At 66.9% G+C, this 23,828-nt stretch carries 23 protein-coding genes; 11 read left to right on the forward strand and 12 right to left on the reverse strand.

All coding sequences use genetic code 11. The features are described 5' to 3' along the window. Nucleotides 1–7 precede the first annotated feature (7 nt). From BIU82_RS02915 to BIU82_RS02935, 5 genes are all read left to right on the forward strand, one after another. The gene (locus tag BIU82_RS02915; protein WP_070347912.1) at nt 8–856 is read left to right on the forward strand and encodes a VanW family protein; all 849 of its coding nucleotides are present in this window, start codon (nt 8–10) and stop codon (nt 854–856) included. 176 nt (nt 857–1,032) lie between these two features. Beyond that, on the forward strand, nt 1,033–1,383 hold the full coding sequence (locus BIU82_RS02920; protein ID WP_070347913.1) for a PadR family transcriptional regulator: 351 nt from the start codon (nt 1,033–1,035) through the stop codon (nt 1,381–1,383). Beyond that, the gene (locus BIU82_RS02925) at nt 1,380–1,748 is read left to right on the forward strand and encodes a DUF1048 domain-containing protein (RefSeq protein WP_070347914.1); all 369 of its coding nucleotides are present in this window, start codon (nt 1,380–1,382) and stop codon (nt 1,746–1,748) included. Before BIU82_RS02920 ends, BIU82_RS02925 begins: the two co-directional genes overlap by 4 nt. Next, nucleotides 1,745–2,536 carry an ATP-binding cassette domain-containing protein gene (locus BIU82_RS02930; RefSeq protein ID WP_070347915.1) on the forward strand — a complete coding sequence of 264 codons (792 nt, stop codon included), beginning with the start codon at nt 1,745–1,747 and terminating at the stop codon, nt 2,534–2,536. Before BIU82_RS02925 ends, BIU82_RS02930 begins: the two co-directional genes overlap by 4 nt. Next, a complete protein-coding gene (locus tag BIU82_RS02935; protein ID WP_070347916.1) occupies nt 2,533–3,297 on the forward strand; it encodes an ABC transporter permease in 765 nt (254 codons plus the stop codon). The genes BIU82_RS02930 and BIU82_RS02935 overlap by 4 nt, the downstream gene beginning before the upstream one ends. Before the next feature lie 3 nt (nt 3,298–3,300). Here BIU82_RS02935 and tsaD read toward each other — a convergent pair whose 3' ends face one another. From tsaD to BIU82_RS02965, 6 genes are read right to left on the reverse strand one after another with little or no spacing between them, the layout of a single operon-like run. Beyond that, the gene (gene tsaD / locus BIU82_RS02940; RefSeq protein ID WP_070347917.1) at nt 3,301–4,383 is read right to left on the reverse strand and encodes a tRNA (adenosine(37)-N6)-threonylcarbamoyltransferase complex transferase subunit TsaD; all 1,083 of its coding nucleotides are present in this window, start codon (nt 4,381–4,383) and stop codon (nt 3,301–3,303) included. Then, entirely contained in the window at nt 4,380–4,820 is a 441-nt protein-coding gene (gene rimI / locus BIU82_RS02945; protein WP_070348017.1) for a ribosomal protein S18-alanine N-acetyltransferase, read from the reverse strand. The genes tsaD and rimI overlap by 4 nt, the downstream gene beginning before the upstream one ends. A gap of 59 nt (nt 4,821–4,879) precedes the next feature. Beyond that, entirely contained in the window at nt 4,880–5,551 is a 672-nt protein-coding gene (gene tsaB / locus BIU82_RS02950) for a tRNA (adenosine(37)-N6)-threonylcarbamoyltransferase complex dimerization subunit type 1 TsaB (protein ID WP_070347918.1), read from the reverse strand. After that, the gene (gene tsaE, locus BIU82_RS02955) at nt 5,551–6,177 is read right to left on the reverse strand and encodes a tRNA (adenosine(37)-N6)-threonylcarbamoyltransferase complex ATPase subunit type 1 TsaE (RefSeq protein WP_253182653.1); all 627 of its coding nucleotides are present in this window, start codon (nt 6,175–6,177) and stop codon (nt 5,551–5,553) included. The genes tsaB and tsaE overlap by 1 nt, the downstream gene beginning before the upstream one ends. Further along, complete coding sequence (gene alr / locus BIU82_RS02960) at nt 6,174–7,373, reverse strand: alanine racemase (RefSeq protein WP_070347919.1); 1,200 nt, start codon at nt 7,371–7,373, stop codon at nt 6,174–6,176. The genes tsaE and alr overlap by 4 nt, the downstream gene beginning before the upstream one ends. A gap of 9 nt (nt 7,374–7,382) precedes the next feature. Continuing rightward, nucleotides 7,383–8,534 carry a PfkB family carbohydrate kinase gene (locus BIU82_RS02965; RefSeq protein ID WP_083292149.1) on the reverse strand — a complete coding sequence of 384 codons (1,152 nt, stop codon included), beginning with the start codon at nt 8,532–8,534 and terminating at the stop codon, nt 7,383–7,385. 115 nt (nt 8,535–8,649) lie between these two features. Between BIU82_RS02965 and mshA the strand changes: the two genes are divergently transcribed. The 3 genes from mshA to BIU82_RS02980 all read left to right on the forward strand — a co-directional run bounded on the left by mshA (nt 8,650) and on the right by BIU82_RS02980 (nt 13,186). Further along, entirely contained in the window at nt 8,650–9,894 is a 1,245-nt protein-coding gene (mshA, locus tag BIU82_RS02970; RefSeq protein ID WP_070347920.1) for a D-inositol-3-phosphate glycosyltransferase, read from the forward strand. Nucleotides 9,895–10,009: 115 nt separating this feature from the next. Continuing rightward, entirely contained in the window at nt 10,010–11,707 is a 1,698-nt protein-coding gene (locus tag BIU82_RS02975) for a formate--tetrahydrofolate ligase (RefSeq protein ID WP_070348020.1), read from the forward strand. Between the two features lie 120 nt (nt 11,708–11,827). After that, nucleotides 11,828–13,186: an HNH endonuclease signature motif containing protein gene (locus tag BIU82_RS02980; protein ID WP_074466396.1), complete on the forward strand. Its 1,359-nt coding sequence runs from the start codon at nt 11,828–11,830 to the stop codon at nt 13,184–13,186. A gap of 157 nt (nt 13,187–13,343) precedes the next feature. Here the strand turns inward: BIU82_RS02980 and BIU82_RS02985 are convergent, their stop codons facing one another. Next, nucleotides 13,344–14,807 (reverse strand): chlorohydrolase family protein, encoded by a 1,464-nt coding sequence (locus BIU82_RS02985; protein WP_070347921.1) that lies wholly within the window; start codon nt 14,805–14,807, stop codon nt 13,344–13,346. A 230-nt stretch (nt 14,808–15,037) separates the two neighbouring features. Here BIU82_RS02985 and BIU82_RS02990 point away from each other — a divergent pair, with 230 nt between their 5' ends. After that, on the forward strand, nt 15,038–16,441 hold the full coding sequence (locus BIU82_RS02990) for a DUF3100 domain-containing protein (protein ID WP_253182654.1): 1,404 nt from the start codon (nt 15,038–15,040) through the stop codon (nt 16,439–16,441). Nucleotides 16,442–16,533: 92 nt separating this feature from the next. Here the strand turns inward: BIU82_RS02990 and BIU82_RS02995 are convergent, their stop codons facing one another. After that, nucleotides 16,534–16,986: a GNAT family N-acetyltransferase gene (locus BIU82_RS02995; protein WP_139146466.1), complete on the reverse strand. Its 453-nt coding sequence runs from the start codon at nt 16,984–16,986 to the stop codon at nt 16,534–16,536. 837 nt (nt 16,987–17,823) lie between these two features. Between BIU82_RS02995 and BIU82_RS03000 the strand changes: the two genes are divergently transcribed. Continuing rightward, nucleotides 17,824–18,321 (forward strand): uracil-DNA glycosylase, encoded by a 498-nt coding sequence (locus tag BIU82_RS03000; protein WP_253182668.1) that lies wholly within the window; start codon nt 17,824–17,826, stop codon nt 18,319–18,321. Between the two features lie 35 nt (nt 18,322–18,356). Here the strand turns inward: BIU82_RS03000 and BIU82_RS03005 are convergent, their stop codons facing one another. Next, nucleotides 18,357–18,872, reverse strand: coding sequence for a DUF2306 domain-containing protein (locus BIU82_RS03005; RefSeq protein WP_070347922.1), 516 nt, complete (start codon nt 18,870–18,872; stop codon nt 18,357–18,359). A gap of 67 nt (nt 18,873–18,939) precedes the next feature. Between BIU82_RS03005 and BIU82_RS03010 the strand changes: the two genes are divergently transcribed. Continuing rightward, nucleotides 18,940–19,662: a MerR family transcriptional regulator gene (locus tag BIU82_RS03010; protein WP_253182655.1), complete on the forward strand. Its 723-nt coding sequence runs from the start codon at nt 18,940–18,942 to the stop codon at nt 19,660–19,662. Between the two features lie 29 nt (nt 19,663–19,691). On the opposite strand, the gene BIU82_RS03015 is transcribed toward BIU82_RS03010, so the two are convergent. The 3 genes from BIU82_RS03015 to treZ form a co-directional block, all read right to left on the reverse strand. Further along, on the reverse strand, nt 19,692–20,777 hold the full coding sequence (locus BIU82_RS03015; RefSeq protein ID WP_070347924.1) for an inositol-3-phosphate synthase: 1,086 nt from the start codon (nt 20,775–20,777) through the stop codon (nt 19,692–19,694). A 156-nt stretch (nt 20,778–20,933) separates the two neighbouring features. Further along, nucleotides 20,934–21,971, reverse strand: coding sequence for an L-glyceraldehyde 3-phosphate reductase (gene mgrA / locus BIU82_RS03020; protein ID WP_070347925.1), 1,038 nt, complete (start codon nt 21,969–21,971; stop codon nt 20,934–20,936). An 82-nt stretch (nt 21,972–22,053) separates the two neighbouring features. Continuing rightward, entirely contained in the window at nt 22,054–23,817 is a 1,764-nt protein-coding gene (gene treZ, locus BIU82_RS03025) for a malto-oligosyltrehalose trehalohydrolase (RefSeq protein ID WP_070347926.1), read from the reverse strand. Nucleotides 23,818–23,828 lie beyond the last annotated feature (11 nt).

The raw sequence follows: 23,828 nt of genomic DNA on the forward strand, positions 1-23,828 counted from the left end.
GGGAAATGTGGAGCGCAGGCTCTTCTGTGAAATCTCACCGTTCACGTACTGGATTTCGGTCCGCAAGATGATCCTTGCCCGCAAGGTCCGGGACTTGCTGGCCGGGACCGCGTTCGCCCGCCAGCGGGACGGAGCGGCGCTGCCTGAGGTGGTGTACCGGCACAACTCGCTGATCCGGCGGAAGCTCGGAAACGTGGACCTGCACCTGCAGGAGAACAAGGCCGTCAGCCTGGGCATCGCTGCTCCGCTGGTGAACGGCGTCGTGATCCGGCCCGGAGAGACCTTTTCCTTCTGGCAATTGGTGGGCCGCTGCACTTCCGCCAAGGGGTACCGCGTGGGCCTCACCATCAACAACGGCCGGGCGGAATCGGGAGTTGGCGGCGGGCTCTGCCAATTCACCAACTTGCTGCACTGGATGGTCCTGCACAGTGAACTCACCATCGTGGAGCACCACCACCATGGCGAACTGGACCTCTTCCCAGACTTCAACCGGCAGATCCCCTTCGGAACCGGCACGTCGATCGTGTACAACTACCTGGACTACCGGATCCGCAACGACACAGACCAGAACTTCCAGTTCCTGGTGCACACCAAAGACGAGCACCTGTGCGGCGAACTGCGCGCGGAACGGCCTTCGGCCCTGAAGTTCCATATCCGCGAAGAGGATGCCTACTTCTACGAATCCGGCGACGAGGTGTACCGCCACAACAGGATCGTCCGACTGACCCGGGACAAGCGCACCGGCAATGTCATTGACACCCGGGAAATCCTCGAAAACAACGCCCTGGTGGCATACGACCGCACCCTGATCACTGCGGAGATCCGGGCCGACTCCCGCGCCGCGGTCGGCATCTGAGGCCATCCAAGCAGGCCCTGGCGCTACGGAAATCCCCGTAGCGCCAGGGCTTTTTCCATGCCCGAAAGTTTTCCTGCGGGGCTATTGCACCCCCATTACTTAGCGCTACTATGTACCAGTAGTCAGTAACACTTAGTACTAGTAGTCAGTCATACCAAGTAGTTAGGAGGTGGCCCATGGGCAAGCAAATGACGGAGATGCTCAAGGGCACGCTCGAAGGCATCGTCCTGGCCCTGTTGACCGGGAAACCGGCCTACGGCTACGAGATCACCACCTTGCTCCGTGACCAGGGGTTCGCCGATATCGCCGAAGGCACCGTGTACGCGTTGCTGGTGCGGATCGAGCAGAAGGGCCTGGTGGACGTCGAGAAGCGTCCCTCCGAAAAGGGGCCACCGCGCAAGGTGTATTCGCTCAACCAGCAAGGAACACAGGAACTCGCGGAGTTCTGGAACACCTGGAGCTTCCTCGCCGAACGCATCGAGAAGCTTCACAACAACAGCCACAGCACAGGAGAAAAACAACCATGACCGCCAAATGGATCGAAGCACTGACCGGACCGCTCGAGCAGAAGAAGCAGTACAAGCAGGCAAAGGCCCGCCTGGACGCCCTGCCCGAGCCCTACCGCACCGCTGCAGAAGGCTTCAACAGGTACTTCATGTACTACGGCGGAGTCACCGACGGCGACACGATCGTCCAGATGTTCTCCGACCTCGCCGACCTGTGGGAACGCGCCGCCGTGGACGGCACTCCCGTTGCCGGCATTGTGGGCGATGACCCGGTGGAATTCGCCGAAACCTTCGCCCAGTCGTACGGCGGCAAGCGCTGGATCGACAAGGAACGCGCCCGCCTCATCGCCGCCGTCGAGGACGCCAAGAGAAAGGAAAAGCCATGACCGCCACAGCCATCCGCGTGGAGGGAATCGAAAAGTCCTACAAGGACCTCCAGGTCCTCCGCGGCGTCGGCTTCGAAGTCGCGCGGGGCAGCATCTTCGCCCTGCTCGGTTCGAACGGGGCCGGCAAGACCACGCTGGTGCGAATCCTCTCGACGCTGCTGAAAGCGGACGGCGGGACCGCCACGGTGCAGGGTTTCGACGTCGCGTCCGAACCCGGCCAGGTCCGCGATGCCATCAGCCTGACCGGGCAGTTCGCCGCGGTGGACGAAGTGCTCACCGGCCGGGAAAACCTGGTGCTGGTGGCGAAGCTGCGGCACCGGAAGGATCCGGGCGCGGTGGCCGATGAACTGCTGGAACGCTTTTCGCTCACCGATGCGGGCGGCCGCAAAGCCTCCGAATACTCGGGCGGCATGCGGCGCAGGCTCGACATCGCGATGAGCCTGGTGGGCGATCCCTCGGTGATCTTCCTCGACGAACCGACCACGGGCCTGGACCCGCAGGCGCGGATCGACGTCTGGCAGACCGTGAAAGAACTCGCCGGCAACGGCACCACGGTGCTGCTCACCACGCAGTACCTCGACGAGGCCGAACAGCTCGCAGAGCGCATCGCGATCCTGCACAAAGGCACCATCATCCAGAACGGCACCCTCGACGAACTGAAACGGCTGCTGCCGCCGGCCGAGGTCGAGTACATCGAAAAGCAGCCGTCCCTCGAGGACGTCTTCCTGGCACTCACCGGCGAGGCGGCTGAAGAACAAGAACAGGAACAGAAGGAGGCATCACGATGAGCACCCACGTCCTTGCCGATACCGGCGTCCTCACCGGGCGGTCCCTGCGGCACATCCTCCGCAGCCCGGATACCATCATCACCACCGCGGTGACCCCCGTGGCCCTGATGCTGCTGTTCGTCTACGTCCTGGGCGGGGCGATCAGCACCGGCTCCAGCGGTTCCTATATCAACTACATGCTGCCCGGCATCCTGCTGATCACCATCGCCTCCGGGATCGCGTACACCGCTTACCGGCTGTTCCTGGACATGCAGGGCGGCATCTTCGAACGGTTCCAGTCCATGCCGATCGCGCGGTCCAGCGTGCTGTGGGCACATGTGCTCACCTCTCTGGTGGCCAACCTCGTCTCCGTGGCGGTGGTGATCGGCGTGGCGCTCCTCATGGGCTTCCGCACCGGCGCCTCGGTGGGGGCCTGGCTCGCGGTCACCGGCATCCTGGCGCTCTTCACCCTCGCCCTGACCTGGCTGGCCGTGATCGCAGGGCTCTCCGCGAAGACCGTGGACGGCGCCAGTGCGTTCAGCTACCCGCTGATCTTCCTGCCGTTCATCAGCTCGGCCTTCGTCCCGACCGGTACCATGCCCGGCCCCGTGGCCTGGTTCGCCGAACACCAGCCGGTCACCTCGATCGTGAACTCCATCCGCGCGCTGTTCGCGCAGGAAGCGGTGGGCAACGATCTGTGGATCGCCTTGGCCTGGTGCGTGGGCCTGCTGGCCCTGGCATACGCCTTCGCGATGGCCGCGTACCGGCGCAAGATCAGCTAAGTCCTAGACGGACACCGTGGTGACCGGCAGCGAGGAATCCGGAGCAAAAGCCACACCGCTCGGCCCGATCCCGGCCATCACCAACTGCGCACCGAGTGCGGCTACCATGGCGCCGTTGTCGGTGCACAGTTGCAACGGCGGCACATGCAGCGTGATCCCGGCGGACCGGCAGCGCTGTCCGGTCAGTTCGCGCAGCCGCGAGTTCGCCGCCACTCCCCCGCCCAGCAGCAGTTCGGTGATGCCGTTCTCCTTGCAGGCCAGCACGGCCTTCGAGGTGATGATGTCCACCACAGCTTCCTGGAAGGCGGCGGCAATGTCCGCCACCGGAGCCTCCTCGCCGCGCGCCTCGAACTGTTCCACACAGCGCGCGACGGCGGTCTTGAGTCCGCTGAACGACCAGTCGTAGCGGTGCGGGCCGGGTTCTTCGGCGGTGCCCATGTATTTCGGCTGGCTGAGTCCGCGCGGGAAGCGGATCGCCTTGGGGTTGCCGGTGCGGGCGATCCTGTCGATGGCGGGGCCGCCCGGGTAGCCGAGGCCCAGCAGCCTGGCGACCTTGTCGTACGCTTCGCCGGCGGCGTCATCGATCGTGGAACCCAGAAGTTCGACGTCGTCCGTGATGCTGCGGATCCGCAGGATCTCGGTGTGGCCGCCGGACACCAGCAGGGCACCCAGATTCTCAGGCAGGCGGTTTTCGGACATGTCCAGCAGGCCGACGCCGACATGCGCCACGAGGTGGTTGATGGCGTAGAGCGGTTTCCCGGTGGCGACGGCGAGCGCCTTGGCGGCGCAGACGCCCACCATGAGCGCGCCGGCCAGTCCCGGGCCGGAGGTCACGGCGATCGCGTCGATCTCGTCCAGCGTGACGCCGGCCGTGTGCAGCGACTCCTGGAGGGTGGGCACGAAAGCGTCGAGGTGTGCGCGGGAGGCGATCTCCGGGATCACTCCACCGAAGCGGACGTGCTCGTCCATCGACGAGGACACCGTATTGCTCAGCAGGGTGGTGCCGCGGACGATGCCCACGCCGGTCTCATCGCAGGAAGATTCGATGCCGAGGATGAGTGGTTCGCCGGCAGGTGCAGGATTCACGCTGTAGTTCCTTCTGTGAGCGGCAGCCTCATGATGAGGGCGTCCGTGCCGTCGCGGTAGTAGCGCGGACGGATGTGGATTTGTTCGAAGCCGAAGCGCAGGTAGAGCTGCTGGGCGCGGGGGTTGTCGGCGCGGACTTCCAGGAGGACATCATCGGCGCCGCGGCGGCGGGCTTCGGCGATCAGTTCGGCGAGCACGGCCGAGCCGATGCCTCGGCCTTCGAATTCGGGGACGACGGCGATCGTCTGCACATCCGCGATCGGCTGCACGCACATCAGCCCGGCGTAGGCCACGATGACGCCGTCGGCCTCGGCCACCACGTAGCGGCGGGTTTCGGGCTGGGAGAGCTCGTCGACGAACATCTGCAGCGGCCAGGCGTCCATCGGGAAAAGGCGGCGTTCCAGCTGCTCGACGGCGGCAAGGTCGCCGTCGTTCATGTCCCGCAGCACCACGCCCTCCGGCAGCCGGACGGACGGCAGGAAATCCTCCGGGGCGCTCACAGTGCACGCTTCCTGGGGCCGGGCACCTGCGCGTCGGATTCGCGCAGGTAGAGCGGGGTGGAATCCGGCAGTTCCCGGCCGGCGGACAGCAACGCCAGGGCGAACTGGCCCAGGGACGCGGCGCTCGGCTGGGTGTCGCTGAAGTCCTCGTCGGCCTTGACGACATCCGCGTAGATCCCGGCGCCGGCACCGTAGACAGGCAGCTCCGGCAGTTCCGAGGCAAAGCCGACGTGCGGGCCGTCCACGAGTTCCGGGAGCTGCCCTTCGCGCAGGGTATAGCGGGCCCAGTAGACCTCTTTGCGGCGGGCGTCCGTGGCCACCAGGAATTCAGCGGGTGCGCCGGTGGATTCGGCCACTTCGAGGGCGATGGCGTCCAGGCTCATGAGCCCGCGCAGCGGCTTGTTCCACGCGAAGGCCAGGGTGCGGGCGGTGGCGATGCCGGAGCGGAGCCCGGTGAACGGCCCGGGCCCGACGCCGGTGACGATCAGGTCGATGTCCTCGCCGCGGACTCCGGCGCCGTCGAGCAGCTGTTGAATGCCGGGGGCCAGGACCTCCGCGTGGCTCTTGGTGTCCTCGGTGGCGAAGGAATCCACCACGCTTTCCATGGCGTCGTCCGAAATAAGGGCGGCACTCGCCACGGCCGAGGTATCGATGGCCAGGATCAGCATCAGTTGTTTTCCTCCGTAACGGCGGATTCGCGGGCGGCAGTCAGGACCTCGGGCATGGCTTCCCAGCGGGGGCCGAAGCCGCGGAACACGATGGTGCGGGGTTCGTCGTCCTCGTCGGTGTCGAAATCCAGGACTGCGTCCCCACCCGCGGCAGGGGCCGCACCGGTAGCCGTGCCACCAACCGCACGGTGGAGTTCGACGTCGAGGCGGCTTTCGGCCAGGTGCTCCACGCGGCCCCGGCCCCACTCCACCACCGTCACGGACGAGTCCATGGTGTTTTCGAGGTCGATGTCGTCGATTTCGGCGGCCGATTCCAACCGGTAGGCGTCCACATGGACCAGGTCCGGGCCGCCCGGCCGCGGACCGTCGGGCAGGTTCGGGTGGATCCGCACCAGCACGAAGGTGGGCGAAATGACTCCGGCCCGCACGCCGAGGCCTTCGGCGAGGCCCTGGGTGAAGGTCGTCTTGCCGGCACCGAGCTCGCCGGTCAGGACCAGCAGGTCCCCGGCTTCAAGGACCCGGCCGAGGGCCGCGCCGAGCGCGTGGGTGCCGTCCGCCGTCGGGATCGCAACGGAGCGCTCCCACAGCGCTGCCGCTTCCCCGCCAAAGGGATTCTCCAGGCTCACTCCGCGCCCTCTTCCGTAGGTACTTCGTTCACATAACTGCGCGGCACGCGCGGGCTGATCCGGGTAACGATCTCGTAGTTGATGGTTCCGGCTGCCGCCGCCCAGTCGTCCGCCGTCGGGCCGCCGTCGGTGCCGTCACCGAACATGACCACTTCCGCACCATGCAGCTCCGCGGCGGCGTCCGGGCTGAGATCGCCGAAGTCCACCACCATCTGGTCCATCGCGATCCGGCCCACCACGGGATAGCTGCTGCCGTTGATGCGCACGGGAGCGCCGGTAGCCACCCGCGGGACGCCGTCGGCGTAACCAAGCGGGATCAAGCCCAGGGTGCTTTCCGAGGCGGTGCGGTACCGCAGTCCGTAAGACACGCCCTGGCCTTCCGGCACGCGCTTGCAGTTGGAGAGCAGCGTACGCACGGTCATGGCCGGGCGCAGGCCGAGTTCGGCAGAGGGCTGGCCGTCGAACGGCGACAGTCCGTACAGCCCAAGGCCCACCCGGACGAGGTCGAAATGCGCGTCCGGGCGGGACAACGCGGCCGGCGTGTTGGCGATGTGCCGCACTTCGGGATCGACGCCGGAGTCCTCGGCCATGGCGATCGCCTCACGGAAGACCGCGAGCTGGTCATCGGTTTCCGGACGGTGCGGCTCATCGGCAACGGCAAGGTGTGAGAAGATGCCGACCACCCGGAGCAGGCCTTCGTCCTGGTACTCCATGGCCGTGCCGAGGAGCCTGTCCCAGTCTTCGATGGTGCAGCCGTTGCGGCCCAGGCCGGTGTCCACCTTCAGGTGGATGCGTGCCGGCCGCTCCTGTTCGCGCGCGGCGGCCACCACGGCGTCCAGTTCCCAGCCGGAGACTCCGATGTCGACGCCGGCGGCCACTGCCGCGGCGAAGTTGCTTTCGGTGGTGTGCAGCCAGGCGAGCAGCGGGGCGTCGATGCCGGCCGCACGCAGGGCCAGTGCCTCGGAGATGTGCGCGACGCCAAGCCAGCGGGCGCCGGCGTCGAGGGCTGCGCGCGCCACCTGGACGGCGCCGTGGCCGTAGGCGTCCGCCTTCACCACGGCCATGACATTGGCCGGGGAGGCGATGGCGACGAACTTCCGGACGTTGTGCCTGATGGCCTCAAGGTCGATGACCGCCGAGCGTTCCAATACGGAAGGGCCCGGCGAATCCTGGCGTCCTGGTGCTTCGTAGCTCACCCAACGATTCTAATGCGGGCCTTGGAGCCCGCTTGACGGCAGGTCCGGAGCAGGCTGTCGGAGCATGGAGCGCCGCAGCGCCCCGGCGGGTACCTTGCTGACGATGCCTTCGAGGAACGCGAAGCGGCGCAGCCACTGGCTGGATTGCCGCTCGGGCCGGGCGTTGGCCGTGTGCCACCAATCGGCGATGTCTCCCCACCCCGGCGCGGAGAACGAACCACCCAGCTCCTGCACGGACAGGGACGCGCAAAGGTTGGCGAAACGCAACCGGTCCCCCAGCGGCCACCCGGCCAGGCACCCCACGATGAACGCCGCCTCGAAGCAATCACCGGCACCGGTGGGATCGTGGGCCGTGACCGGGAGCGCCGGCACCCATTCCTCCTCGCCGCTTTCCGAATCCACGGCCATGGCGCCCTGCGCGCCGAGTGTCACCACCGCCACCGGAACCATCTCGGCCAGGGTGTAAAGCGCCGACCACGGATTGTCCGTGCCGGTGAAGGCCATGGCCTCGCGCTGGTTCGGCATGAAGGCGTGGAAATGGCCCAGCTGTTCCAGGCGCTTCCTGGACCAGGCGCCGCTCGGGTCCCAGCCGGCGCCGCCGAAGATCTTCACCCCCGCGCGGTGCGCATCCAGCACCCATGGTTCCGTTTCTTCAGCCAGGTCCGCGACGGCGGCGAGCGCCGGGGGCGGCGTGCCGATCAGTTCCGATCCGCTCAGCGGAGCCGGCAGCCCGTGCGTGACCATCGAACGGTCGTGTTCGATGCACAGCGACACGGTGACCGGCGACGGCCAGCCCGCGAAGCGCCGGGACAAGGACAGGTCCACCTCTTCCTGGCTTTCGAGGATGCGCCAGTTCGAATCGCCGTAACCGTCATCGCCGAACGCCGCGGCCAAGCTGGTCCGCAGGCCCAGGCGGGCTGCGGCGATCGCCTGGTTGGCGATCCCGCCGGGGCAGCTGCCCATCCCCTGGCACCACACCTCGGTGCCGGGCTCGGGGCGCTGACCCAGCCCTGTGAAGATGATGTCCTGGAAAACGGTGCCGCTCAGCAGCAGGTCGCAGCCGCCGTCGCCGTTTGCTCCTGCCGGGCCGGGGGCAGTGGCGCGCACGGCGGCAAGCGGATCGAAGCGATCCCGGGCACCGGGCTCGCGGTATGCCTCCATGCACGGCAGACTACGCCGCAGCCGGGGGCAGGAGTAGTGTTTTCTTCGCAGGTGTCTCTCAAGGCGGGGATGGTTCCGCCGCCTGCGGCAAGGCGTTTGGTTCAGGAGGTGTGGCGTGTCCCTGATCCGCCGTGTCGCCTTCCTCTCCCTGCACACCTCCCCCATGGAACAGCCCGGAAGCGGCGACGCCGGCGGCATGAACGTGTACATCCGCAACCTGGCCGCGGCGCTCGCGGACGAGGGCGTCGAGGTGGAGATCTTCACCCGCTCCACCGTGGCCGGCCAGCCCGCCATCGAGCATCCGGCACCTGGGGTCTGCGTCCACAACGTCCTGGCGGGCCCACCCCGGAAGCTGCCCAAGGAACACCTTCCGGAGCTGCTGCACGCCATGGTGGAGGAGATCGGACGGATCCGGCAGCGCCAGCCGCACGGCCGCTACGACCTGGTCCATTCGCACTACTGGGTGTCCGGCGTGGCGGGCCTGGAACTCTCCCGGATGTGGGGCGTTCCGCTGGTGCACACCATGCACACCATGGCCAAGGTGAAGAACCTGGTGCTGGCCTCCGGCGAGCGCCCCGAGCCGCGCCGCCGGGAAGAAGGCGAGCAGAGCATCGTCGACGGCGCCGCCCGGCTGGTTGCCAACACCCCCGCCGAAGCCGAAGAGCTCGTCTCCCACTACCACGCGGATTTCGACAGGATCGATGTGGCGCCGCCCGGCGTCGACCTGTCCGTTTTCACCCCCGCGTTCCGCGTCCGATCGCGGCGTGACCTGGGCGTGCGGCCGGGGAGCTTCCACCTGCTTTTCGCCGGCCGCATCCAACGGCTGAAAGGGCCGCAGGTGTTCCTGGCCGCCGTTGCGCTGCTGCGCAAGCGCCGCCCGGACATCGACCTTGAGCTCACCGTGCTCGGGGCCCTGAGCGGAGCGAAGGACTTCAACCTCCGCTCGATCATCAGCGACGCCGGGCTGGACGACGTCGTCACGCACCGGCCGCCGGTGGACGCGCCGGAGCTGGCGGGCTGGTTCCGTTCGGCGGACGTTGTGGTGATGCCTTCCTACAGCGAGTCGTTCGGGCTGGTGGCCTTGGAAGCACAGGCGTGCGGTACACCGGTGGTGGCCACGCAGGTGGGCGGGCTGAGCCGGGCTGTCCAGCACGGACGTACCGGGCTGCTGGTGGACGGCCACGATCCCGAGGACTGGGCCGACGCACTCGAGGACCTGTACGACGATCCGCAGACCAGGCAGGACATGGGCCGGTCGGCGGCGGTCCATGCCGAGGATTTCGGTTGGCAGCGGACGGCCCAGCGGACCTTGGACAGTTACCAGGCGGCGGTGGGCGGGCTGTTGCTGCCCCAAGGCTGACCCGGGCTGCGCGGGGCTGACGCCGGGCTGCGCGGCTTCGGCCGCGCTGTCAGTACCGGCTGGTAGATTCCTGGGATAGCTGGAAAGCAGGCCGTTCCGGACCGGAAGGACAATGATGTCTGACAGCAAGGCTCCTGGAAGCATGACCGACCTCGACATCGCGCTGGACGCAACCCTGAAGCCGATCGGCGAGATCGCCGCGGCTGCCGGGATCCCGCCCGAGGCGCTGGAGCTCTATGGCCGTTTCAAGGCCAAGATCGATCCCGCCCGGCTCACTCCCCCGGCCGGGAAGGAACCCGGCAAGGTGGTGCTGGTTTCGGCCATATCCCCCACGCCCGCCGGCGAAGGGAAGTCCACCACCACCGTGGGCCTGGCCGATTCGCTGGCCAGGGCCGGCCACAAGGTGATGATCGCCCTGCGCGAGCCTTCGCTGGGCCCGGTGCTTGGCATGAAGGGTGGGGCCACGGGCGGCGGGTATTCGCAGGTGCTGCCCATGGATGAGATCAACCTGCATTTCACCGGCGACTTCCACGCCATCACCTCCGCGAACAATGCCCTCATGGCTCTCGTGGACAACCACATCTTCCAGGGCAACGAGCTGGGCATCGACCCCCGGCGCATGACCTTCAAGCGTGTGATGGACATGAACGACCGTTCCCTGCGCGAGGTCGTGATCGGCCTGGGCGGACCGGTGCAGGGCGTTCCCCGGCAGGACGGTTTCGACATCACCGTGGCGTCCGAGATCATGGCCGTGTTCTGCCTGGCCAAGGACCTTGCCGACCTGCGGGAACGCCTGGGCCGGATCACCTTCGGCTACCGCTATGACCGCACGCCCGTCACCGTGGCCGAGCTCGGTGTCCAGGGCGCCCTCGCCCTGCTGCTGAAGGACGCCATCAAGCCGAACCTGGTCCAGACCATCGCAGGCACCCCTGCGCTGGTGCACGGCGGGCCGTTCGCGAACATTGCCCACGGCTGCAATTCGCTCATCGCCACCAGCACCGCGCGGCAGCTGGCGGACATCGTAGTCACGGAAGCCGGCTTCGGCGCGGACCTGGGCGCGGAAAAGTTCATGGACATCAAGGCGAGGATCGGCGATGTCGCGCCGGCCGCCGTCGTCGTCGTTGCAACCATCCGGGCGCTCAAGATGCACGGCGGCGTCCCCAAGGACCGGCTCTCCGAGCCCAACCCGGAGGCCCTCGCCGCCGGCGTCGAGAACCTGCGCCGGCACCTGCACAACGTCGAAAAGTTCGGCATCACGCCGATCGTCTCCATCAACAAGTTCGCCGGCGACACTCCGGAGGAACTGGACTGGCTCCTCGACTGGTGCGCCCTCGAAGGCGTGCAAGCCGCCGTCGCGGATGTGTGGGGGCGCGGCGGAGGAGGCGACGGCGGCGATGAGCTTGCGGCGAAAGTCGCCGCAGCGGTGGCGGCGCCGTCGTCGTTCCGTCACCTGTACCCGCTGGAACTGCCGGTGGAGGACAAAATCCGGACCATTGCACAGGAAATCTACGGGGCGGACGGCGTCGAATTCTCCGTCCCCGCGCAGAAGCGCCTGGCGGACATCCGGAAGAACGGCTGGGCCGGCCTGCCCGTGTGCATGGCCAAGACACAGTACTCGTTCACCGACGACGCCTCCGTGCTCGGCGCCCCCAAGGGGTTCACCATCCACGTGCGGGACCTGATCCCGAAGACGGGTGCCGGCTTCATCGTGGCGTTGACTGGCGCCGTCATGACCATGCCCGGGCTGCCGAAGGAGCCCGCAGCCATGCGGATGGACGTGGACGAGGACGGGAACGCCGTCGGGCTGTTCTGATTTTTCGGGCCGGACCCGGGACCGCGCAAAAGATGTCTGTGCCTCCTGCTTGGATGGGTTCATGGAGGCCACCAGGGTTTTGGAGGACATGCCGCAGGGTGATGCGGTGTTGATCCTGCCGTGGCCCTGGACAATCTGGTCTCGACTTTGCAGCATGTTGAGGCTGTGATGGCGAGTTTGCAGGCGTTTCGGGAGTACACGCTCGCTGTGGCGGCGCGGGTCGCGGAGGTGATGGCCGACGACGGCGGGGCTCGGTTTGGTTCCTCGCTTTGCGGTTCGGGTGTGGTGGGTTTGGGGTCGGTGGAGCTGGCCCAGCGGGCGGTGGCGGCGGAGATCGCCACTGCGACGCGGATGAGTGACCGGGTCGTGCAGCGCCAGATGGGCCAGGCCTTGGAATTGCTGAGCCGTTTCCCCGGCACGTTCCATGCCCTGGCGGACGGGCGGATCAGCCTGACCCACGCCCGGGTGATCCAGGACGCCGGGGTTTCTTTGGTGGACTCCGAGACCGTAGCTGGCTTTGAGGCGGCGGTGCTGCCCTGCGCCGAGTCGCAAGCGCCGAACCGTCTGCGGCGCCTCGCGGCCCGCGAAGCAGAGAAAGCCCACCCGGAGGCGTTGGTGGTCCGCCATGAGCGGGCCGTGGCGGGGCGATGCGTGCGGGTGAACCCGTTGCCGGACGGCATGGCCGAACTCGCCGCGACCCTGCCCGCCGCGGTGGCGTACGGGATCCATGACCGGTTGACCCAGATGGCCAAGAAGCACACGGAACTGACCGCAAGCGGCGCCGGCCCGGCCGCTGCGCTGGGCACAGCTGCAAGTACGGATGTCGGGGAATCCCGCACCATGGACCAACTCCGGGCCGACTTGTTCAGTGACATGCTGCTCAGCGGCGCACCCACGGGGCACGACACCCCGGACAGGTTGCTGGCCGCGATCACGGCCCAGGTGGATGTCACGGTGCCGGTGTTGACGCTGATGGGTGGCAAGTTCTCCCGGTCCGGAAAGCGTCGGGTGAAAGGCCGCCTTGGTGGTGCTCCGGCCGAACTGAGCGGCCGCCACCCCATCGACCCTGAAACCGCCAAACAACTCGCCGGCGCGGCCAGTGCCTGGAACCGGGTCCTCACCGATCCGGTCAGCGGCGCCGTCCTGGCGGTCGACAGGTACCGGCCCGGTGAGGACATCAAGCGCCTGCTCACAGCCCGGGATTCGCGTTGCCGTTTTCCCGGCTGCGGCATCCCGACCCGGGATCTCGACTTGGATCACACCCGCGACGCCGCCCACGGCGGAGCCACCGAGGCCGGGAACCTCGCCGGCTTGTGCCGCCGGCACCACGTCCTCAAACATCACTCGGAATGGACCGTCAGACAAGCCGGCAACGGAACCCTGCAATGGACCAGCCCCACCGGCCGGAACTACACAGACAAACCACCCACACCGGCGGCAACCACGGTGAATACCTCCAGTAACCCGCCACCGTTCTGAGCTCCCGGGCTCCGCCCGAACGACTGACCGGAAGGCGCTGGTCTTGTTCCGTGCCTTCGGGGCGGCCGGCATCGTTTGGACACAGGACGAACAGCAGGCGGAGCCGATGACCCTCTCCGGCCCCACCTGCCGTGGTCCTTCCGCTGCGTCCCTGCCTCTACTTCCCTGCCGTGTACACCGGCGGGAAGAGTTCTGCGGCGTCGCGGCGCTTGTAGTCACGCTCGCTGTAGGCCGCGACCATCTGTTCGAAGAGTCGCTGCCCCTCGGCCCGCAGTTCTTCGAGGTCGATGCCAGGCAGCGCGCCGTCCACCACCACAGGACGGCCGGCCACGTACGTGTCCGTCACGTTCCGGGCGGAGCCGTTGAGGATGAGCGTGCGCAGCGGATCTTCCACGGTGCCGTCGCGGAAGTCGCCCAGCGAGGCCACCATGATGTCCGCCTGGGCTCCAGGCTGCAGCCGGCCGAGGTCCTCGCGGCCCAGGGCCTTGGCGCCGCCGAGGGTGCCGGCGTCGAAGAAGTCGGAAACCTTGCCGGCGTCGCGGCGGCCTTCGGCGATGCGCGCCAGGTGCGTTCCGACGTCGATGCCCTTGATGAGGTCCGGCGGGAAGGAGTCGGTGCCGAGGCACATGTTGACGCCGGCGGCCGCGAAGGCGTCGAAGGACTTGAGCATGCCCGAGTAGTGGAAGGAGGTCAGCGGGCAGTGGACGATGCTGACATTGTGGCGCGCCAAAAGGTCCAGCGGACCGCCTTCGGCGTGTGATTCCGGATCGGTGCCGTCGATCACCACGCCGTGCGGAATGAGGAGCCGGGTCTTGAGCATGCCGGTGTCGACGAGCTGTTCCAGGACGGTGCGGCCGGTGAGCTTGAGTTGGAAGCCGTCCTCGGTGGGCTGCTGGAGGCAGTGCAGGCGGACGAGGGCGTCGCGGCCGAGGGCGAGCTCGACGGTCTTGCGCATCAGCTCGTCGGAGAGCGTTTCGATGCGGCACGGCAGCAGGACGCCGGTCACCAGCGGGTGGTTGAGTTCCTTGGCGTAGTCGAGGAAGCGCTCGGCGTCGGCCAGGCCCTTGAGGCCTTCTTCTTCGTCGAACAGGATGACGCGTTCGCCGTTGTTGTCCGTGACGTTGATGCCGGAGCGGTAGGCCGGGCCGAGGAAGCCGCGGAGGCCGAGCTCAATGCTGGTCTGTGCCATGCCCTGCAGTTCTTCGAAGGTTTCGGCCCAGGAACTGTGGATCTCGGAGGCGATCGGCATGTAGCTGGTGACGCCGTGCAGTGCGAGCTGCGCAAGGGCGAACTTGCGGACGTTCTGGCGCTGTTCGGGGGTGAACACGTCACGGCGGCGGTCGTGGAAGTAGTCCTCGGACCACTGCATGCCCGGGCCGGTCTCATCCGTAGGCCAGGAATCGAAGATCATGTGGTCGATGTCCGTCAGGGCATCGAGGTCGATCAGGCCCGGAGCGATCAGGCTTTGCCCGAACTCCCGGCGTTCGTCAACCGGCCCCTCGTAGGCGGTACCGACATAGATGACCTTGTCATCCTCCATCACCACCTGACCGTCGGTGAAGAGCACGTGCCGGCCGTCCTGATGGCCGAGCACATAGCGCGCGGATAGTTGAGTGATCATGAAACGCCTCCAAAATATGAAAATCGCCGTCCGGTATCCCAGAATTAACCGATCTTCAAACGACCGGGACTGGCACCTTTCCCAGTAACCGCTTGATTTCCGGGAAAGCTCGGAATGTTGTGACGTGCCTTGCATTACGCCGTGATCCACCTTACCATTTTTGGTATACCAAGACGGGGTGTCCCCATACCCTGCACAATCTCCCCAGCACACACGAAGGGTGCACTTCAATGAAGAACCAGTCCACAACCACACCGGAGGTGGATGAACGCGGCGTCAAGGTCGACGACCGCGCGGCCAGCCTCTTCACCCCGAGCGCATGGCAATGGATGTCGATGATCCTCCTGTCCACCGCGATCTGCGTGGTGGCCATCCTGCTCGGAACCCACAAGATTCCCCTGGGCAGCGCCGCAATCGTCCTCATGCCGGTCCTCTGGGCCGTACTCATGGGCGCGGTGGCCGGCATCCAGAAAGCCCGTCCCATCTCCGGCCCCAGCCGTGCCGTCTCCTCGGTGCTCCTGAACGTCAGCATCGTGATGTTCCTGGCAGCGCTCGGCACGCACGTAGGCCCGTCCCTCGCCAAGCTCACCACCCTTGGCCCGGCCATCATCCTCCAGGAAGTCGGCCACATCTTCGGCACGATCATCCTCGCACTGCCGGTCGCCGTCGCCCTCGGCATGGGCCGCATGGCCATCGGCGCCACCTGGGCCATCGACCGCGAGTCCTACCTCGCCTACGCCCTGCAGCGCTTCGGCGTGAAGTCCCCGGTCTACCGCGGTGTGTTCTCCGTGTGGCTGCTGGGCAGCGTGTTCGGCGCAGTCTTCATCTCCCTGCTGTCCGGCATCCTCGGCGGCATGGGCATCTTCGACCCCAAGGCACTGGCCCTCGGCCTGGGCCTGGGCTCCGGCTCCATGATGCTCGGCGGCGTTGCAGCGCTGTCCATCATCTACCCGGAGCAGGCTCCGGAGATCATGGCGCTGGCCGCCCTCTCCAACCTCGTGACCAACCTCGTCGGTTTCTACGCCGGTGCCTTCGTCTCCCTGCCGATGGCCCTGCGCCTCTACAAGTTCTGGTCCCGGATTTTCCGCCGCGATGACGAGGGCCGCCGCCTCGACCGCTCCGGCAAGGTGATCGAGAAGGCCAAGGCCCCGGTCGAAAAGGAACTGGACGTCACTGCTGTAGTCCAGGATCCCGAGGTCCGCATGAGCAAGAAGACGTGGATCATCGCGTTCGGCGCCAGCATCGCAGTCGGCATCCTGCTCAACGCCCTGGGCACCAAGGCGACGAGCGCCAACGACGTCATCGGTGTGTTCGTCCTTGCCGGCCTCACCGCCCTGGCCTTCGTCCTCGCCAAGTACGTCCCGGCCGTCCCCTCCAGTGTGTGGGTACTGGGCCTCGCCACCTTGGTCACGGCACCGTTCATGCCGTTCAGCTCCACCGTCGTCGCCCTGACCCACAACCTGGACGCACTGTACGTGGGCCTCGGATCGATTGCCCTGCTGGGCATGAACATCGGCCGCGACGTCAAGGCACTGAAGTCGCTGAACTGGAAGACCGTGATCGTCGCCTGCTTGACCTTCACCTCCAGCTTCGTGGCTGCTGCGGCACTCGCCCAGTTCGTCATCCACGTCTAGGCAGACGCGTCGCATAGGCGGCCTGGCCGGTTGTAACCGGCCAGGCCGCCTGTTTGTTTAAGGGGCCGTTCTCTTTGTTTAAGGAACCGTTCTTACGGCTCCGGCGGAAAGGTGTACACCACGATGGTGGTCCCCGGCTCGATCACGGCGCCGGTGGAACGGTAGGCAGCCAACGCCGCCTCGTTGTCGTGTTCCGTCCCGGTCCACATGCCATAGCAGCCCCGTTCACGGGCAATACCCGCCAAGGCGACGATCAGTCGGGAGGCGACTCCCCGCCGTCGCCGGTCCTCCGCGACGCCCAGCTCATAGATGAACATCTCCAGGCCTTTGTCCGGATGACACATTTCCACGCCGCTGATGAAGCCGACGGCGGTCCCGTCCGGGTCTTCCGCGAGCAGCAAATGGTGCCCGGGGCGTGCGAGGAAGTCCCGGGCAAGGGCCGGAACAACAGGCCTGTCGAAGAGCGGTGATGCCGCGAGCAGCAACGCTTCGTCACCTTCGGAGAGCCTGCGCAGGGTGATTTTCGACGCATCGGATCCGTCCATGCCCCGAGGCTACGCCCGACACCCGGTCAAATGAACGCAGGAAGAACACCGGACCACCTCCGGCTTGCTAAGATCTAAAGGCTCGACCGGCACTCCGGAGAGCCTCCCCATCAACTGGCCCGAAACGGACGTGCCCCAACGCGCCCGGAACCGGCCCCTGCCCGAACCGAGGAGACCCCCGCCCTCATGACCGCCTTGGCTGAACAGGACTATTTCGAGGACTACGACGACGAGGACTACCGCAGCGATATCGCTTCGCGGTACGAAGAGGGATTCGGGCAGGGTCCCGAGCTCGACGACGATTACGATTCCGGCTACGACGAAATCGACAAGCTCTTCGAGGGCCTGTTCGACGACGACGATGATGACGATTTCGACGCCCCGGCCAAGGCGAAGGCTCCCGCAAAGAAGGCCGCACCCAAGGCAAGCGCGAAGGCCACGGCCAAGCCGGCAGTGAAGAGCGAAAAGACCGCTGCCAAGAAGGCCGCGTCTTCCTCGATGCCCAAGGCCGGTCCGGTCATCACCCGCCGCGTCGTCCCGGTGGAAGCCCCGGTGGAGGCCCCTGTGGAAGCCGCGCCCGAAGCACCCGCCGCCGTCGCGCCGGTTGGCGCCGCGCCCGCAGCCGCCGCGGCGATCGAGGAAACCGCACCCGCCGCCGAGGAAACCGTCCCGACGGCGTCGGTGACCGTCGTCGAACCCGAAGCCGAACCGGAAGCCGAAGCTGCCCCGGAGCTGCCGGACAGCCCGTTCTTCGCCCCGCACATCGCGCCGGTCAACCAGCACGTGGAATTCCTGCGCAAGTTGCGCCCTGGCTTCGAGGTCCCCTACGTGGACCCGATGCACTCCGTGGAGGACTGCCGCATCGTCAGCCTCTTCTCCAACACCAGCGAAGCTTCCCCGCGCGGTACCGTGTGGGCCGGTGACGACGCCGCCGCCACCCGCCTGCTGGGCCTGCAGTTCCAGCTGGGCCTGCGCCCGGAGTGGATGATGCCGTGGAACACCCACCCCTGGTACACCCCCGGCGAAGCGAACGGCAAGCTCACCCCCGAGCAGGTCAGCGCCGGCCTGAAGCCGCTGCTTGCCTTCCTGCGGCTCGTTCCGCGGGCGTCGGCGATTGTCGCGCACGGCACCGAGGCCAACCGCCTCGCCCAGATGCTCCTCAAGACAGACAACCCGCTGATCTGGCGCCGTGGCCTGAAGGTCTACAAGGCCCGTTCCCTGCACGGCCGCGCCTTCGCCGGTTCCAAGGAGCGCCAGACCGAATGGCTGATCGAAATGGGCCGTTCCTACGCTGATGCCATGGCCCGTGCGGGCCTGCAGGCCGGGCGGCGCTAAGCTCCGGCGGGCACATCGGGGCCCGGCTTCAGGGTTCAGGCCCGTCCTGCTGGTGAGCGGTCGACGGCGGCAAGCGGCCGCCGTCGACCGCTTCCGTTTAAGCCCCCTCGGAAGAGGGACAGGTAGACCGCCGCGACGGTGCCCGCCACGAGGAGGGCGACAAAGACGGCGCTGGCGGGGTCAACGGCCAGCAGTTCAGGGATCGCCCGGCCTGGTGCGGCGACTGCGAAGCCGAAGGCGATGGCCGTTCCGATGTAGCTGCCCACCATGTTTCCGCGGTGTGCCGGGATGTTCCGGCGGATGGCGCTGATGAGGCCGAGGGTCACGGTCACCAGGGTGAACGCGGACAAGCCGTGGAGCCAGGAGAAATGACCTCCGGTGACAATCCAGAAGCTGCTCAGGCAGGTGTAGTACATCGCAGCGATCCACAGGTAGCCCATGGCGCGGTGGACCCGGTCGCGGCGGCGGCGCAGGATCTGGGCCGGACCGATCGCCAGGACGAACAGGGCCGCCACCACATGGCTGGCAAGAAGGACGTTCCAGTGCTCCATGCCTTTAGGATAGGAGCACTATCCCAAACTTGTACATCAAGATAGTCCGGGCAGGATCTGCTATCCAATGCCTCGCCTGGACACTGTCCTGCACGTGGAGGAGGCTCTTATGCAGTTGAAGGAACTCAGCGCCCGCAGCGGGGTCAGTGCCGCGAGCATCAAGTACTACCTGCGCGAAGGGCTCCTGCAGCCGGGCGAAACAGTCACCGCCACCCGCGCGGATTACGGTGACGGCCATCTGCGGCGCCTGGAACTGATCCAGGCCCTGCGCCAGATTGTCGGTCTGGGCATCGGGCAGATCCGCACCATCCTGTCACTGGCCGACGGCGGCGCCCCGCGCTTGGACGTCTTGGCGACGGTCCAGCGCGTGGTGCTCGGACTGGACAACCCCGGCACCGCGCGCGGGAGTTCCGCACCAGGGCCAGGCGACGCCGTCGTCCGCCTCCGCCGGTGGCCCGACGCGCCCAGCGACGCACGCAACGCGCTCAACGCCCATTTGGAGCTGATGCAGAAGCTCTCGGTTCCGGTGTCCCCGGCCACCCTGGATGTCTACAGCCAGGCGATGGATACAGTGGCCGCCTTGGATATCCGCGAGACAGTAGCTCCGGAGGACACGGACCAGCTGATCCTGACGGCCGCCGTCGGGATGCACATGCACTCCCAGCTGCTGCTCAAGCTGCTTGCCCTGGCCCAGGCCAGCCACGCCATCCGCGCCTTGGAGGTGCACGGCCCGGAAAACAGCAACGCGGGGTCACTTACGGCCCATCCTGACGGGCAAGATGGGCCGTAAGTGACCCCGCGTTGCGGGAAAGTGGATCCTTAGCGTTCGATGTCGCCGCGGATGAAGGCTTCGACCTTCTCGCGGGCGACATCATCGCTGTACTGCTCCGGCGGGGACTTCATGAAGTAGCTGGATGCCGAGAGCAGCGGGCCGCCGATGCCGCGGTCCAGGCCGATCTTGGCGGCGCGGATGGCGTCGATGATCACGCCTGCCGAGTTCGGGGAGTCCCAGACCTCGAGCTTGTATTCGAGGGAGACCGGGGCGTCGCCAAAGTTGCGGCCTTCGAGGCGGACGAAGGCCCACTTGCGGTCGTCGAGCCAGGAGACGTAGTCGGACGGGCCGATGTGGACGTCGTCGGCGTGGAGTTCGGCCTCGACGTTGGAGGTGACGGCCTGGGTCTTGGAGATCTTCTTGGACTCGAGGCGGTCGCGCTCAAGCATGTTCTTGAAGTCCATGTTGCCGCCGACGTTCAGCTGGTACGTGCGGTCCAGGGTGACGCCGCGGTCTTCGAAGAGCTTGGCCATGACGCGGTGGGTGATGGTGGCGCCGATCTGGCTCTTGATGTCGTCGCCAACGATCGGAACGCCCGCGGCGGTGAACTTGTCCGCCCATTCCTTGGTGCCCGCGATGAAGACCGGCAGGGCGTTGACGAAGGCAACGCCGGCGTCGATGGCGCACTGGGCGTAGAACATGGCGGCTTCTTCGGAACCCACCGGCAGGTAGCAGACCATCACGTCGGCCTTGGCCTCGCGCAGTGCAGCGACCACGTCCACGGGCTCGGCCGGGGATTCGACGATGGTTTCGCGGTAGTAGCGGCCCAGGCCGTCCAGGGTGTGGCCACGCTGGACGGTCACGCCGGTGGCGGGGACGTCGGCGATCTTGATGGTGTTGTTTTCGCTGGCACCGATGGCATCGGCGAGATCCAGTCCGACCTTCTTGCCATCAACATCGAAGGCGGCAACGAACTGGACGTCGTTGACGTGGTACGGACCGAACTCAACGTGCATCAGACCGGGAATCGTGGCCTTGGGGTCGGCGTCGCGGTAGTAGTGGACACCCTGGACCAGGGAGGCGGCGCAGTTGCCGACACCGACGATGGCAACACGAATCGGATGTGAAGACACGGAACTCCTTCGAGAACTAAGCTCAGGTGCCGGGCGCAGCCGGCGTATTTTGCGGCGGCGGCTTATGGGCACGGCGCCATTCGGCGCGGTTTTCATTATACGCAACAGGGGTAGCGCCGGATTTGTTCCTCCGGCACCACCCCTGTTTTGTGAAGCTTACTTCTGGGCCCAGCGGTTGATATCGGATTCGACGGCGAACTCGTCGATCGCGGTGAGCTCCGCCTCGCTGAAGTCGAGCCGTTCAAGCGCTCCGAGCGTGTCTTCCAACTGGGCGACGCTGGAGGCGCCGACCAGGGCCGAGGTCACCGGGGAACCCTTTGGCTGATCGCGCAGGATCCACGCGATGGCCATCTGGGCCAGGCTCTGGCCGCGGCCTTCGGCGATGGCGTTGAGGCCGCGTACCCGGTTCATCCGCTCCTCGGTGAGGGCACGTTCGGACAGGAAGTGTTCCTTCGCGGCCCGGGAGTCAGCCGGGATGCCGTGCAGGTACCGGTTGGTGAGCATGCCCTGGGCGAGCGGCGAGAACGCAATCGAACCGGCTCCCACCTGGTCCAAAGCCTCGTACAGATTGGGCGAGCCGTCTTCCGTCCAGCGGTTGAGCATGGAGTAGCTGGGCTGGTGGATGAGCAGCGGCGTCCCCATCTCCTTGAGGATCCGGGCAGCTTCGAGGGTCTGTTCCGGGGTGTAGGACGAAATGCCGGCGTACAGTGCCTTGCCCGAACGCACCGCGTGGTCCAGGGCGCCCATGGTTTCCTCGAGCGGCGTTTCCGGGTCCGGGCGGTGGCTGTAGAAGATGTCCACGTAATCCACGCCCATGCGCTGAAGGGACTGGTCCAGGCTGGAGAGCATGTACTTGCGGGAACCCCACTCGCCGTACGGGCCGGGCCACATGAGGTAGCCGGCCTTCGTGGAGATGATCATCTCGTCCCGGTAGGACTTGAAGTCTTCGCGCAGGTGGCGGCCGAAGTTGGTCTCCGCCGAACCCGCCGGCGGTCCGTAGTTGTTGGCGAGGTCGAAGTGGGTCACGCCGAGGTCGAAGGCCCGGCGCAGGATGGCGCGCTGCTCCTCGAAGCGCTTGTCATCGCCGAAGTTGTGCCACAGGCCGAGCGAGATGGCGGGCAGCTTGAGGCCGCTGCGCCCGACGCGGCGGTAGGGCATGGAGTCGTAACGGGTGTCCGAGGCCACATAAGTCATACGAACCATCCTGCCACCGGCCCGGCGGCGGCACCGGTGCAGTCCGGCATGTGGTCAGGAACACCGCTTCAGGAACAGCGCCTCATGAACACCGCACGACGGCGGCCGCCTCACCCGGGAGGGTGAGCGTCCCGCCCTGGAGCGAAACCGCAGGCTCGCTGGCGAGCAGCAATCCGCCGTCGAGGTCTCCGTCAAGGTCCATGGACAGCTCGTCCGGCCCAAAGTTGCACACCACCCGTACCCCGCCGCGGATCAGCGCCAGCCAGCGTTCCTCCTCGCTGAAGTCCACCTCGATGGCGCCGAAACCGCCCTCGCCCAGTTCCGGCGTCGAACGCCTCAACGCCGCCAAAGAACGGTAGAGCCCCAACAGGCGCGCGTGGTGGCCCTCCGAGGCTTCCTCCCAATCGAGCTTGGAGCGGAGGAAGGTTTGCGGGTCCTGGGGATTGGGCACGAGCGCCGGGTCCCAGCCCATCCTTTCGAATTCCTTGAGCCGACCCTCTGCGGTCGCCTTCCCCAACCATTCCTCCGGATGAGAGGTGAAGAACTGCCAGGGCGTCGAGGCCGCGAATTCCTCGCCCATGAACAGCATGGGCGTGAACGGGGAGGTCATGGTCAGCACCGCGGCCAATGCCAGCCGGCCGTAGGACAGCGAAGCGCTCAGCCGGTCCCCGGCGGCCCGGTTCCCGATCTGGTCGTGGTTCTGGTTGCACACCACCAGGGCTGCGGGGTGCGCGAGGTCCTGGCGGATCGGCCGGCCGTGGTGCCGCCCCCGGAAGCTGGAGTAGCTGCCGTCGTGGAAGAAGCCGTGCTTGAGGACCTTGGCCAGGGCAGCCAGGGATTCGAAATCCGCGTAGTACCCGGCGGTTTCGCCGCTGAGGTTCACGTGGACGGCATGGTGGAAATCGTCGCTCCATTGCCCGGCGAGCCCATAGCCGTTGGCCCGGCGCGGATAGATGAGCCGCGGGTTGTTCAGGTCCGATTCCGCGATCAGGGTCCGCGGCACGCCGTCTTCCTCCGCGATTCCATCCGCCAGCACCGCGAGCTCTTCCAGGATGTGCACGGCCCGCTCGTCCCGGAGGGCGTGCACGGCATCAAGGCGCAGCCCGTCCACGCGGTAGTCGCGCAGCCACATGGCGGCGTTGTCCAGGATGTACCGGCGGACTTCGTCCGAGCCCGGGCCATCCAGGTTCACCGAGTCGCCCCAAGTGTTCCCTTCGCCCAGCTTGAGGTACGGCCCGAACTTCGGCAGGTAGTTCCCGCTCGGCCCCAGGTGGTTGTAGACCACGTCCTGGATGACACCCAGCCCGGCCGCATGTGCGGCGTCCACGAAGCGCTGGTACGCCGCCGGCCCGCCGTACTGTTCGTGAACGGCGTACCAGAGCACGCCGTCGTACCCCCAGTTGTGGGTGCCGTTGAAGGCGTTGACCGGCAGGAGTTCCACGAAGTCCACGCCCAATTCCGCCAGGTAGTCCAGTTTCCCGGCCGCGGCGTCCAGGGTGCCTTCCGGGGTGAACGTTCCGAGGTGCAGTTCGTAGATGACGGCGCCGCGGAGGGCCAGGCCGGCCCAGGCGGTGGCCTGCCACTGGTGCGCTGAAGCGTCAAAGCCGGCGGACAATCCGTGCACCCCGTCCAGCTGGCGGCGGGACCGGGGATCCGGGAAAGGGCCCTCGCCGTCAACAAAGTAGCCGTAGGGAACGCTGTCCCCGGCAGGCGCGTCCGGCGCGTGCCACCAAGCGTCCGCCTGCCGCTCCATGCGGTACTCCGTGCCGCCCGCCAGCAGTGTCACGGTGCCCGCTCCGGGCGCCCACACGTCGTAGCGCATTCCGTCGGTGGCGTTTTCAGGCATGGTTCTCCCCT

Source organism: Arthrobacter sp. SW1, assembly GCF_001766675.1.
Classification (GTDB): domain Bacteria; phylum Actinomycetota; class Actinomycetes; order Actinomycetales; family Micrococcaceae; genus Arthrobacter.

Bases quoted from the DNA above. Each gene is read 5' to 3' on its own strand.
- BIU82_RS02920 (WP_070347913.1), top strand. From the start codon at position 1,033: ATGGGCAAGCAAATGACGGAGATGCTCAAGGGCACGCTCGAAGGCATC.
- BIU82_RS02925 (WP_070347914.1), top strand. From the start codon at position 1,380: ATGACCGCCAAATGGATCGAAGCACTGACCGGACCGCTCGAGCAGAAG.
- BIU82_RS02930 (WP_070347915.1), top strand. From the start codon at position 1,745: ATGACCGCCACAGCCATCCGCGTGGAGGGAATCGAAAAGTCCTACAAG.
- BIU82_RS02935 (WP_070347916.1), top strand. From the start codon at position 2,533: ATGAGCACCCACGTCCTTGCCGATACCGGCGTCCTCACCGGGCGGTCC.
- rimI (WP_070348017.1), bottom strand. From the start codon at position 4,820: ATGAACGACGGCGACCTTGCCGCCGTCGAGCAGCTGGAACGCCGCCTT.
- tsaB (WP_070347918.1), bottom strand. From the start codon at position 5,551: ATGCTGATCCTGGCCATCGATACCTCGGCCGTGGCGAGTGCCGCCCTT.
- BIU82_RS02965 (WP_083292149.1), bottom strand. From the start codon at position 8,534: ATGGAGGCATACCGCGAGCCCGGTGCCCGGGATCGCTTCGATCCGCTT.
- BIU82_RS02975 (WP_070348020.1), top strand. From the start codon at position 10,010: ATGTCTGACAGCAAGGCTCCTGGAAGCATGACCGACCTCGACATCGCG.
- BIU82_RS02985 (WP_070347921.1), bottom strand. From the start codon at position 14,807: ATGATCACTCAACTATCCGCGCGCTATGTGCTCGGCCATCAGGACGGC.
- BIU82_RS02990 (WP_253182654.1), top strand. From the start codon at position 15,038: ATGAAGAACCAGTCCACAACCACACCGGAGGTGGATGAACGCGGCGTC.
- BIU82_RS02995 (WP_139146466.1), bottom strand. From the start codon at position 16,986: ATGGACGGATCCGATGCGTCGAAAATCACCCTGCGCAGGCTCTCCGAA.
- BIU82_RS03000 (WP_253182668.1), top strand. From the start codon at position 17,824: ATGCACTCCGTGGAGGACTGCCGCATCGTCAGCCTCTTCTCCAACACC.
- BIU82_RS03005 (WP_070347922.1), bottom strand. From the start codon at position 18,872: ATGGAGCACTGGAACGTCCTTCTTGCCAGCCATGTGGTGGCGGCCCTG.
- BIU82_RS03010 (WP_253182655.1), top strand. From the start codon at position 18,940: ATGCCTCGCCTGGACACTGTCCTGCACGTGGAGGAGGCTCTTATGCAG.
- mgrA (WP_070347925.1), bottom strand. From the start codon at position 21,971: ATGACTTATGTGGCCTCGGACACCCGTTACGACTCCATGCCCTACCGC.
- treZ (WP_070347926.1), bottom strand. From the start codon at position 23,817: ATGCCTGAAAACGCCACCGACGGAATGCGCTACGACGTGTGGGCGCCC.